This window comes from Streptomyces sp. NPDC003635 (genome assembly GCF_053587635.1).
In genome coordinates this window covers 222,446-233,922 of the sequence record NZ_JBSFOK010000008.1, presented here as the reverse complement: position 1 = coordinate 233,922, position 11,477 = coordinate 222,446, and the positions used below count along the sequence as shown (strand labels likewise).

The window sequence follows — 11,477 nt, the reverse complement described above, 5'->3', positions numbered from 1 at the left end:
GGCGCCTTGCAGGGAAGGATGCCGTTGAACGTCCGCGTGTGGACGTGCGACGGCTGCGCGACGACCCACGACCGGGACGTGAACGCGGCGAAGAACATTCTGGCCGTCGGGCTGACGGCATCTGTCTGTGGAGCCGGTGTAAGGCCTCAACGGAGCACTCCGGGCGGGCAGTCGGCAACGAAGCAGAAACCCCTACGGCGCGAGCCGTAGGAATCCCCCTCCTTCAGGAGGGGGAGGGAGTCAACGGGGCTCCTCTCGTCCAGGGGACGATGCTCGAATACTTGGGCTTTCACCTGTCCTTCGCCCAACGAGCCGAAGCGGTTCCGTTGCTGAGAGCCTCAGTGACTCTCAGCCTTCCAGGCGTTTCGGCCCGGAAGGTCCGTCACATCGCCAAAGCCGCTGGTACGGCAGGGTTGCGCCACCTGCCCGCAGCCGCGCGCACATCGAGGTGAGGACTTCCGCGATGTCAGACACCAGGTCGTCGGTGGTGGTCTCGGCGGGGCCGAGGACGACCAGCCGCCGCCCTGAGGCCGAGAGGACCGCCTCAAGGTGCTCGACACCGAACCGGGCCAGCCGGTCACGATGCTCGACCACGATCACCGCCGCCTGCGGGTCGGACAGCACCCGGTGCAGCTTGCGCCGCCGCCCGTTCACTCCCGAACCGACCTCGGTCACAACCTCGGCGACCAACAGGCCGAGCCCAGTGGCTCCCTGGACCACCCGCGCAACCTGCCGGTCAAGGTCAGCTCTCTGGTCTGCCGACGAGACCCGGCAGTACGCCACCACCCGGCCGGACGGCTGAACGGCGGGCTCGTCGACCAGCCACGTCCCCGACGGCGTTTGACGGACCGGGACCGGCATACGGCCCTCCTTCGCCCACGTCCACGCGGTCTGATAGTGCACACCGTTACGCGCCGCCCACTCGGAAAGCTTCACACAACTGACATAGCAGCAGATAAAGGCTGAGAATCACTGATAGAACGCGCAACAGTTGATAGCCCTCAACTCCCTCAACAAGAACGCCTTCCACTTCAGGGCCGTGCCGCCGTACTCCGGACCCCGTGGTGTGAATACGCACCGTCAGCCGGACGCGCCTCGCGTCGCCTGAGTACGCTCTACGGCGCCGGATCGAGGGGGCTGGAGCACATGACGGATCAGCCGGTGTTCGTTCTGGGGGAGGAGCTGCGGGCGCTGGAGCTCGCCGGGTTCGCGACCGAGGCGGAGTTCCAGGAGCTGCTCGCCCGCCACCCTCGGGTGCTGGACTTCGGGTCATTGGCCGACGGCCGGCCGTTGCGGCTGGTGCTGGTGGCCCGTGAGATGGGGGTGCCGACGGACACCGAGGGCGGGGCGGCGTACTGGCTGGACCATCTCTTCGTCGACGCCGACGGCGTGCCTACCCTGGTGGAGGTCAAGCGGGCCACGGACACCCGGATCCGGCGCGAGGTGGTCGGGCAGATGCTGGACTACGCGGCGAACGCCGCCCGCTACTGGCCCGCCCCGCTGCTGCGACGGTCCTTCGAGGACACCTGTGCCAAGGACGGGCGACCGCTGGAGGAGGCGTACGCGGAACTCCTCGGCGATCGGTCGGCGGAGGAGTTCTGGGCGTCGGTCGAGGAACGGCTGGCCGCCGGGCAGATGCGGCTGTTGTTCGTCGCCGACCGGATCCCGCTGGAGCTGCGGGCGATCGTGGAGTTCCTGAACCGGCAGATGCGGCAGACCGACGTCTACGCCGTCGAGCTGACCCAGTACCGCGGTGGCGGAGACCTGAGGGTGCTCGTCCCGCGCATCCACGGCGAGGTCGCCACGGCGGCGAAGTCCCCTTCCGGCCGCCGTACCGCGCAGCGGACCACGCGGGCCGACATGGACGAGACGATCCGCTCCCGCCCCGACCCGGAGGTACGGCGGATCGCCACCGCCCTGCTCGACCACGCGGCGGCGAAGGGCCGACCGGAGGGTGGAACGGCCAAGTACCGCAGTACATCGGTCTATTACCCGGTCTCCGGGCGGGCGGTTCCGGTCTGGAACCTGTCGTTGCAGGACGACCCGGTGCGGGACGACCTCGCCTTCGCCTTCGGTTCGATCAGCCATCACCTCGGCGCGGACCGGGCGGCGGCCTTCGCCGCCGCCCTGCCGAGGGTCCCGGGCCTCGCGGAACGCCTGGACGCGCTGCCCGCCAAGGGCTACAACGCCTGGCCCTCCGTCTCGCTGGCCTCCCTCGCCGCCGAGCCCGGCGCCCTGGAGGGGATCCTGTCCGCGATCGAGCAGCTCATGGAGGGTCAGGAGGTCTCCGGGACAGGTCGACCGAGCCCTCCTGCACCAGCACCGCGCCGATCGTGACCGCCAGGGTGACCGCCGCGCAGACGACGATCAGCCAGGAGAACATCGTCAGGACCAGGCCGAGGGAGCCGTACTCGGACAGGGCGCGGTTGAGGGCGTTGGGGATGTAGAGCCGGGCGGTCAGGGCGAGGGCGCTGGTGGCGCCCGCGGCCAGGAGCGCGCCGGGTAGCAGGGACAGCCAGGGGATGCGCCCGGCCAGGAGCAGGTGCTGAGTCCAGAGCCAGACGCCGGTGCTGACCAGGAAGAACATGACGGTGCCCAGCCACAGGCCGACGCCGAAGCCGTTGCGGACCGGGCCCTGCAGCAGGACGACCAGCACCATGACGACAAGCCACACCAGCCAGCGCCAGGCGGCGATCCTGGTGCCCGCTCTGGGCAGCCGCCAGGCACGCTCGCAGATCCGGGTCATGACCCGGCTGAAGCTGGTGGCGGAGATCAGGGCCACCAGCAGGCCGACGACGCCGCTGGTCTCCCGCACGAGATCGTCGTCGGACTGGCCCAGCACCTGATCCAGCTCCGCGTTCGCCCGGCCGGTCAGGCCGAACATGGCGCGCAGGGAATCCTGGAGCTGGTCGCGGACGCTGTGCGGGGCGAAGGCGGCGATGGTGAACAGCAGCGGCACCGCGGCCAGGAACGCCTGCGCCGCGAGCCGGGTCGCGGCGTCCAGCAGGTTCACCGACAACAACCGGCCGGTCAGCGCGGTCAGGACGGGGAAGCGCCGTTCGGCACCGGCGCGCCAGCGCGCCAGCCGCGTCGTCCACGCCATGCCGCCTCCCGCTCGAACGCCATGCCGCCCACGACACCCACCTGCCAGTCAAGGCGCTCCACGACCGCCGGGGCGAGCGGTGCTGGGCTGATCGGGGATGGGCTATGGGGCTGACGGGGCGGCGTGAGTCACCCGTAGGACCCTTTACCCACCCGCCGCCCCGAGCCCGTGCCGGTCGGACCTCGACCCGACCCGCGTGTCCGCCGAGGCCCGGGGAGGAGCGAGCCGTCGTCGGCTGTCCGGGGAAGGCCGAGTGCGTGCCCCGGACCGGCGTTCCCTCGTACGGCCTGCACCGGTCGTGGCGCCGGGTGGTGCGCGTCAGGGTGGCACTGGCCGGGTCCGCCGGTTCGTCGGCCATCGACGTCGTCAGCGAGGGAGCGGTATGCCCGAGAGCACCGAGGCCAAGTCGGCGCGGCCGGAAGCCGCCCGGGTCTCCCGGCGTCCCCTGTCGCCTTGATGTCGTCGCGAGCCGGCAGGTCGGCCGGGTCCGCGGCGACCAGGACGCCGCGCGAGTCGGCCTCGGCGCGGGCACTTTCCGAACCGCTCGGCCCCTTGGGCGCACCGGATCCGGACTTCGCCGTCGTCACCCCGTGAGCGCGGCCGCTCATCGCCTCCATCCCCCGGAACCGCACAGGCGGGCAGTGACCGGAAGGAACCGATCATCATGCGGCGCTACCCGCCCATCGAGGACCACGGAATGGTCGGCGACCTCCAGACCGCGGCGCTCGTCTCGTCCGACGGCGTGATCAACTGGTTCTGCGCCCCACGGTTCGACTCGCCCAGCCTGTTCGCGGCGCTGCTCGACCACGATCGCGGCGGCCATTTCGCGATCACCGTGGAGGGCGCGGAGGTGACCACGCGGCAGTTGTACCTGGCCGACACCGCCGTGCTCATCACCCGTTTCCTCAGCGCCGACGGCGTCGGTGAGGTGGTCGACTTCATGCCCGTGAACCGCCCGGAGACGGCCACGGACCGGCACCGTCTGGTGCGGGCCATGCGGGTGACCCGCGGCCGGATCCGCTTCGCCCTCTCCTGCCGCCCCCGCTTCGACTACGCCCGCGCCGGCCATCGTCTCGATCTCCTCGACGGCACCGCGCACTTCAGCGGACCGGGCACCGACGTCCACCTCCAAGGCGCGGGGGCCGTGGTCCTCGAAAGGGACGGCGAGGACGTCGTGGCCACCGTGGACCTGAAGCAGGGGCAGATGGCGGGCGCGGTGCTGACGGTGTGCGCGACCGGCGGCGAGAGGCCGCAGAGACCGACGTACGACAGCCTTCGCGCCGAGTTCGAGGAGACCTGCGCCTTCTGGTACCGCTGGGTGGCGCGCAGCCGGTACCGGGGTCGCTGGAGGGAGACGGTCAACCGGTCGGCGATCACGCTCAAGCTGCTCACCTACGCCCCCACCGGTGCCCCCGTCGCGGCCGCGACGGCGGGTCTGCCCGAGCAGATCGGCGGAGAGCGCAACTGGGACTACCGCTACACCTGGGTGCGGGACGCTTCCCTGTCCCTGCGCGCCCTGTTCGGTCTCGGCTTCGTGGAGGAGGCCCACGCCTTCCGCCTCTGGATCGCCGACCGGATGCGTCAGCGCCGTACGGTGACGGGTGAGCCGTTGCAGATCATGTACCGCGTCGACGGCGACCCGCACCTCGGCGAGGAGACCCTCGACCATCTGGAGGGCTACCGCGGGTCCGCGCCCGTTCGGATCGGCAACGGCGCCGCCGGCCAGCTCCAGCTCGACATCTACGGCGAGGCCGTCTACGCCCTCACCGGCACCCACGACCTCGCGCACTACCTGCACTACGACGGCTGGCGCGGCCTGTCGCGGTTGCTCGACTGGCTGGTGGACCACTGGGACCGCCCGGACGAGGGCATCTGGGAGACGCGCGGCGGCCGGCAGGACTTCACCTACAGCCGTCTGATGTGCTGGGCCGCGTTCGACCGCGGCATCCGCGTCGCCCACGAGCTGGCCCGCCCCGCCGACCTGACCGCCTGGACCACTGCCCGGGACGCCATCCTCGACCAGATCATGGAACGCGGCTGGAGCCCCCGGCGGCAGGCGTTCGTACAGCACTACGGAAGCGAGGTGCTCGACGCGTCGCTGCTGCTCATGCCGACGGTCGGCTTCATCACGCCCCGGGACCCGCGCTGGCTGTCCACGCTCGACGCCATGGACGGCGAACTGGTCTCCGACAGCCTGGTCTACCGCTACGACCCGGCCGCCTCGCCGGACGGCCTGCGCGGCAGCGAGGGGACCTTCTCCTTGTGCAGCTTCCTGTATGTCGACGCCCTCGCCCACGCCGACCGTCTCGGCCAAGCCCGCTACGCCTTCGACAAGATGCTCACCTACGCCAACCATGTCGGCCTGTTCGGCGAGGAGATCGGTCCGACGGGAGAGCAACTGGGGAACTTCCCACAGGCGTTCACGCATCTGGCGCTGATCGAGGCGGCCCTGTCCCTGGACGAGGAGTTCGACCGTACCGCGCGCTGACCGCGGCTGTCGTTCAGGGGGCCGGCCGCCACCCCAGTTTCGGACCCAGCTTCGTGGCCATGTCCGTGAGGATCTGGACGTAGTCCTCGTGCTCGAAGGTGAAGGGGAGGGCGAACGCGACCTCGTCCACCTCGCGGAACGCCGCGTGCGCGTGGAGGCGTTCGGCGATCTCCGCGCTTGTGCCGACGATGTCGGGGGCGAACATCAGCCGGGCCGGGCCCTGCGGTGAGGTGGTGCGCGGGGTGCGTCGGGCCGCGTACTCCTCGTACCGGGCGCGCTGTTCCCGAGTCGCGGAGTCGGTGGGGACGACCACCAGGCCCTGTGAGACGCGGGCCCGGTCGCCGTCGGGGTGGGCGTCCCGGAAGGCGCGGATGTGGGAGAGCTGGATCCGCGCGAAGTCCTGCGACTCCTCCGCTTTGACCACGCTGCTGGTGAGCAGGTTCATGCCGTGCTCGCCCGCCCACCGGGCCGAGCCGAGGCTGCCGCCGCCGTACCACAGGCGGCCGCCGAGGCCGGGGGAGTGCGGCTGGACCCGGTCCGAGAAGACCTCGAAGCCCTCGGTGCCGCTGAACTGCGTGGCCGGTTCACCGCGCACGAGGTCCAGCAGACGGCGCACCCGTTCGTGACTGAAGTCCTCGTGGTCGGCCGTGTCCGGGTAGAGGGCGTCCTTCACCCGGTCGTAGTGCATCGGCGGGCCCACGCTGACGCCCGGGTTGAGGCGGCCGCCGGAGAGGATGTCGACGGTCGCCAGGTCCTCCGCCAGACGCAGCGGGTTCTCCCAGCCCAGGGGGATGACCGCGGTGCCCAGTTCGATGCGCCGGGTGCGCTGGGTCGCCGCCGCGAGCAGGGCGACGGGGGAGGAGACGCCGTACTGGAGGTGGCGGTGGCGGACCCAGGCGCTGTCGAAGCCGAGCCGCTCACCCAGTTCGATGAGGTCGAGCGTGGACTCATGGCCCGTGCGGGGATCCCGCTCGTCGAACAGTCCGATGGTCAGGAAGCCCAGCTTGCACAGCGGTCGTGAGGCCGGCGCCATGGAGTCCTCCAAAGTTCAACAAGGTTGTCGGTGGCAACCGCGGGCCCGCCCGTGGTGTTCCCTTCTCCGCGCGAGAGCCGCCTCAGGCGAGGGGGATCGTGACCTCGTCCTCGACCGGTGGCTCGATCTCGTGGGCCCGGTTGCCCGTCGCCGCGTAGCAGCGCAGCCGGATCGACTCGGGTGTCACGTCCACGCGCAGGAAGCACTTGAAGAACGGCGGGCTGTAGGTGGCCGAGCTGGGCGAGAACAGGGAGGTGTAGATCTTGCGCACCGGGAGGCGGAAGCGGGCGCCGCGGTCCGGGCGACGGCCCGCGCCCAGCAGGCTCGCCACCAGCCGGGTGCGCCGGGTGATCCGGACCGTCTCCCGCTGGGACCGGGTCAGCGGGATGCCGAGTCGCTCGGCGATCACCGCGGCAGCCTCCGCCTCGGTGAGCGTGAAGAAGCGGCGCAGGCGCAGCCGGCGGCCGTAGAGCCCGCTGTAGAAGGCGAGGGAGTCGCCGCGCAGGGGGTAGCAGCGGAAGTCCGCCTCGGTCACGTGTCCCACGTCGACGCGCGGGATGGTGTGCGTGGCGTGCATGAACGCGCCGCCGCCGCCCGAGACCACGTACTGGATGGTGCGGTCGCCCACCGTGACCGGGTAGCGCTGGTAGTTGTGGATGTCGCCGCCGATCGCCGCCACGTAGCGGTGCGCGGGGTCGCGGACGATGTCGTCGACCGTGCCGCCGCCTTCGATGGCGCAGGGGTGGTGCTCACCGTCCACGTACAGCGGGGAGCCCGTGACAAGGATCTTGGGGCGCGGGTCGCGGGAGACCTCGCGCAGCCAGGCGCCCTGTTCGGCGTCGAGGGTGCCGAGCAGGCCCGTGTCGATGCCGATGATGCGGACCGGTCCGGCGTCGATCGCCCAGTACGGGCCGGGCTGGACCGCCTCCTGGGCCGCGTCCGAGCGCAGCTTGCGTGCCTCGTCGAGGCGGGCGCCGTCCCGCGCGCGCGGCCGGTGCCACAGCAGCGAGCGCAGCCAGGCCCGGGTGAGCGGGCGCGGTCTCGGCTCGGGCGGCAGGGCGGGGGCGCCGCCGCAGAAGACGCGCATGAAGGCGCCGAGGTCCTCGTACCAGTCGTGGTTGCCGGGTATCGCGTAGATCGGCGCCCGGTAGTCCTGGTACGGGCGGAAGAACTTGCCGTCGTAGTCGTCCGCGCTGCCCACCGGGTAGATCACGTCACTGGCGAGCACCGCGAAGGCGGTGTCCGCGCCGGCCTTCAGCAACCCCGGCACCACGGCGTACTGGGGATCGTCGCCCTCGCCGGTGTCGCCGATCACGAGGAAGGAGAACCGGTCGGGGTCCGTGCGCCGGATCACCTTGTCGGCGGGGGCCCCGGCCGCGGCGCGCTGGGCGACCCAGCGGCCGCGGGTCCGCCCGGTCGGGTCCCCGAACCAGGAGGCCAGCACGCCGTTGCGGGCCGCCCACAGCATTCTCGGGTCCAGCCAGGAGATCTTCCGGACCTCGGTGGGCATCAGCCGCCGGTAGGTACCGCGTTCCGTGGTGCCCCAGCCGGCGCCTTCGGCGGTATCGCGTGAAGAGTCAGACACCGGTGAACCGTAACAACGATCTACGAACGGGCTTGCGGCGGACCGCCTTTGACGGTTCCCCAGGTCGTGCTCTCCCGGCGCGCGGACTCCTGCTCCGCGCGCCGGTTCCAGTCGCCCTCGCCGAGGACCAGCAGCGGATCGAACATGACGACGACGCCCGCCAGCAGCAGGAACACGATCGGCCCGAGCAGCATGGGCAGCAGCAACGAGGTGGGCGAGTCGCCCGCCCAGGCCCCGGCCGAGCCGTCCAGATGGACGTGCACGGCGGCCATGCCGGTGTAGTGCATGCCGGAGACCGCCACCCCCATCACCAGGCTGGCCCCGAGGCTCATGAGGAAGCCGCGCACGGACACCGCCGCCCACAGCGCGGCGGTGGCGGCGGCGACGGCGATCAGGACCGAGAGGCCGACGGTGAGCGCGTCGTAGCCGATGTCCCCGTCGAGCCGCAGCGCCGCCATGCCGAGGTAGTGCATGACCGCGACACCGAGCCCGGTGACGATGCCCGCGAGGGTCAGCGACGCGGCCCCAGCGCCCCGGTAGCCCACGAGGAACACGCCGACACCGGTCACCAGGATCGCCACGATCAGGCTGAGCACCGTGAGTGCCGTGTCGTAGCGGATCCGGGTCTCCTCGACCTGGAAGCCGATCATCGCGATGAAGTGCATGGTCCAGATGCCGCAGCCGATCGAGGTGGCGCCCAGCGCCAGCCAGCCTGGCTTCCAGGACTGTTCGTTGATCAGGGACCGGACGATGCAGCGCAGTCCGAGCGCCCCTCCCAGGCAGGCCATCAAGTAGGCCGCCACCGGGGTCACCGCGCCGTAGCGGAACCCGTCGACCGTACCTTCCATGCGCCAACTCCCCCCAGAGTTTTGGCTGCTTGTGGTGCAAGGTTTACGGGGTGAGAGCCCTGTGAAGCAAGCCTTCACGGTCCCCTGCTGCCTCCCGGCGGGCCCCGCGGAGGGGCGTTGCATGTTCATGCGTCGTCGTGCATACTTCTGCGTATGTCCAAAGTGCTTACCTCCCTCCCCGTCGGTTCGCGCGTCGGGATCGCCTTCTCCGGAGGCCTCGACACCTCCGTGGCGGTCGCCTGGATGCGCGACAAGGGTGCCGTGCCCTGCACGTACACCGCCGACATCGGCCAGTACGACGAGCCCGACATCGCGTCGGTGCCCGGCCGCGCGAAGACCTACGGCGCCGAGATCGCGCGCCTGGTCGACTGCCGCGCGGCGCTGGTCGAGGAGGGGCTGGCCGCGCTGACCTGCGGTGCGTTCCACATCCGCTCGGGTGGGCGGGCGTACTTCAACACCACCCCGCTCGGCCGCGCGGTCACCGGCACCATGCTGGTCCGCGCGATGATGGAGGACGACGTCCAGATCTGGGGCGACGGCTCGACCTTCAAGGGCAACGACATCGAGCGGTTCTACCGCTACGGCCTGCTCGCCAACCCGCACCTGCGGATCTACAAGCCCTGGCTCGACGCGGACTTCGTCACCGAGCTGGGCGGCCGCAAGGAGATGTCGGAGTGGCTGGTCGCCCACGACCTGCCCTACCGGGACTCGACGGAGAAGGCGTACTCCACCGACGCCAACATCTGGGGCGCCACGCACGAGGCCAAGACCCTGGAGCACCTGGACACCAGCCTGGAGACCGTGCAGCCGATCATGGGCGTGCGGTTCTGGGACGCCGAGGTCGAGATCGCCGCCGAGGACGTGACCATCGGCTTCGAGCAGGGCCGCCCGACCACCATCAACGGCAAGGAGTTCCACTCCGCCGTCGACCTGGTGATGGAGGCCAACGCCATCGGCGGCCGGCACGGCCTCGGCATGTCGGACCAGATCGAGAACCGGATCATCGAGGCCAAGAGCCGCGGTATCTACGAGGCGCCCGGTATGGCCCTGCTGCACGCGGCCTACGAGCGGCTCGTCAACGCGATCCACAACGAGGACACCCTCGCCCAGTACCACAACGAGGGCCGTCGCCTCGGCCGGCTGATGTACGAGGGCCGCTGGCTGGACCCGCAGGCGCTGATGATCCGCGAGTCGCTGCAGCGCTGGGTCGGCCAGGCCGTCACCGGCGAGGTGACGCTGCGGCTGCGGCGCGGCGAGGACTACTCGATCCTCGACACCACCGGCCCGACCTTCAGCTACCACCCGGACAAGCTGTCCATGGAGCGCACCGAGGACGCGGCCTTCGGCCCGGTGGACCGGATCGGCCAGCTCACCATGCGCAACCTCGACATCGCCGACTCCCGCACCAAGCTGGAGCTGTACGCCGGGCTCGGCATGGTCGGCGCCCCGCAGTCGGCGGCCGTCGAGGCCGGGGCGACCAGCCTGATCGGCGCCCTGACCGAGGGCGGCGCCGAGGCCATCGCCTCCGGCGGCAAGGGCCCCGACAGCGAGGAGCTGCTCGACAACGCCGCCATGGAGTTCGGTACCGACTGACGGCCGGCGCGACCGCAGGTGGGCGGGTCCCGTACCGAACCGGTACGGGACCCGCCCACGCGGTGTCGTGCCCTCAGCGCGTGGCGCGTACCGCCTCGCGGATCAGGTCCGCGACCTCTGCGGGCCGTGACACCGCCACCGCGTGCGAGGCGCCCTCCAGCTCCACGACCGTCGCCCCGGCGCGCTTGGCGCCGAACCGCTGGACCTCGGGGTTGATGGCCTGGTCGGCGGCGGCGATCAGGGCCCAGGACGGCTTGGTCCGCCAGGCCGCGACCGGCGCGGTCTCCGTGAAGGCCCCGGCGGCCAGCGGACGCTGCGACACGGCGAGGACCTCGGTGACCGAGGAAGGGACGTCCGCGGCGAAGATCTCCGGGAAGGCCTCGGCCGCTATGGTGACCTCGACCGCGGGCTCGTCGCCCGGCACCGGGTACGTGGCCTGCTTCAGATTGGCGACCAGTGGCGAGAGCGGGAAACGCCCCTGAAGCTCACCGAGGCTCTCGCCCTCGTCGGTCACGTAGGCCGCGACGTAGACCAGCCCGACGACGTTGTCGGCGGCGCCCGCCACGGAGATCAGCGCACCGCCGTAGGAGTGCCCGACGAGCACCACGGGGCCGTCGATCTGGGCAGCCACGGAGGCGACGTAGGCGGAATCGGAGGCGAGGCCGCGCAGTGGGTTGGGCGGGGCGACCACGGGGATGCCGTGGCTCTGCAGCTCCGCGACGACGCCGGACCAGGAGGCCGCGTCGGCGAACGCGCCGTGCACGAGGACGACGGTCGGGGCGGGGCGTGCGGTCATGGTGGTGCTCACTTTCGTCGGTGTGGGTCGG

The 11,477-nt window shown here is 71.2% G+C and carries 10 protein-coding genes; 4 read left to right on the top strand and 6 right to left on the bottom strand.

Annotated features, from left to right (window positions below):
* The coding region (locus ACWDRW_RS11195) for a zinc ribbon domain-containing protein (RefSeq protein WP_451722133.1) at positions 1 to 210 on the top strand (210 nt) is incomplete at its 5' end.
* 138 nt (positions 211 to 348) lie between these two features.
* Here ACWDRW_RS11195 and ACWDRW_RS11190 read toward each other — a convergent pair.
* Positions 349 to 936 (bottom strand): IS607 family transposase, encoded by a 588-nt coding sequence (locus ACWDRW_RS11190; RefSeq protein WP_451722131.1) that lies wholly within the window; start codon positions 934 to 936, stop codon positions 349 to 351.
* 210 nt (positions 937 to 1,146) lie between these two features.
* Between ACWDRW_RS11190 and ACWDRW_RS11185 the strand changes: the two genes are divergently transcribed.
* Positions 1,147 to 2,337, top strand: coding sequence for a hypothetical protein (locus ACWDRW_RS11185; RefSeq protein ID WP_451722129.1), 1,191 nt, complete (start codon positions 1,147 to 1,149; stop codon positions 2,335 to 2,337).
* On the opposite strand, the gene ACWDRW_RS11180 is transcribed toward ACWDRW_RS11185, so the two are convergent.
* Positions 2,267 to 3,103 carry a YhjD/YihY/BrkB family envelope integrity protein gene (locus tag ACWDRW_RS11180; protein ID WP_451722128.1) on the bottom strand — a complete coding sequence of 279 codons (837 nt, stop codon included), beginning with the start codon at positions 3,101 to 3,103 and terminating at the stop codon, positions 2,267 to 2,269. The genes ACWDRW_RS11185 and ACWDRW_RS11180 overlap by 71 nt on opposite strands.
* A 658-nt stretch (positions 3,104 to 3,761) precedes the next feature.
* Between ACWDRW_RS11180 and ACWDRW_RS11175 the strand changes: the two genes are divergently transcribed.
* Positions 3,762 to 5,591 carry a glycoside hydrolase family 15 protein gene (locus tag ACWDRW_RS11175; RefSeq protein ID WP_451722147.1) on the top strand — a complete coding sequence of 610 codons (1,830 nt, stop codon included), beginning with the start codon at positions 3,762 to 3,764 and terminating at the stop codon, positions 5,589 to 5,591.
* A 13-nt stretch (positions 5,592 to 5,604) separates the two neighbouring features.
* Here the strand turns inward: ACWDRW_RS11175 and ACWDRW_RS11170 are convergent, their stop codons facing one another.
* From ACWDRW_RS11170 to ACWDRW_RS11160, 3 genes are all read right to left on the bottom strand, one after another.
* Positions 5,605 to 6,624, bottom strand: coding sequence for an LLM class flavin-dependent oxidoreductase (locus tag ACWDRW_RS11170; protein WP_451722126.1), 1,020 nt, complete (start codon positions 6,622 to 6,624; stop codon positions 5,605 to 5,607).
* Between the two features lie 82 nt (positions 6,625 to 6,706).
* Positions 6,707 to 8,209: a metallophosphoesterase family protein gene (locus ACWDRW_RS11165; protein WP_451722125.1), complete on the bottom strand. Its 1,503-nt coding sequence runs from the start codon at positions 8,207 to 8,209 to the stop codon at positions 6,707 to 6,709.
* 20 nt (positions 8,210 to 8,229) lie between these two features.
* Positions 8,230 to 9,057: an MHYT domain-containing protein gene (locus tag ACWDRW_RS11160; protein WP_451722123.1), complete on the bottom strand. Its 828-nt coding sequence runs from the start codon at positions 9,055 to 9,057 to the stop codon at positions 8,230 to 8,232.
* 153 nt (positions 9,058 to 9,210) lie between these two features.
* On the opposite strand from ACWDRW_RS11160, the gene argG reads away from it, so the two are divergent.
* Complete coding sequence (argG, locus tag ACWDRW_RS11155; RefSeq protein WP_451722122.1) at positions 9,211 to 10,650, top strand: argininosuccinate synthase; 1,440 nt, start codon at positions 9,211 to 9,213, stop codon at positions 10,648 to 10,650.
* A 73-nt stretch (positions 10,651 to 10,723) separates the two neighbouring features.
* On the opposite strand, the gene ACWDRW_RS11150 is transcribed toward argG, so the two are convergent.
* Entirely contained in the window at positions 10,724 to 11,446 is a 723-nt protein-coding gene (locus ACWDRW_RS11150) for an alpha/beta fold hydrolase (RefSeq protein WP_451722121.1), read from the bottom strand.
* Positions 11,447 to 11,477: the final 31 nt, after the last annotated feature.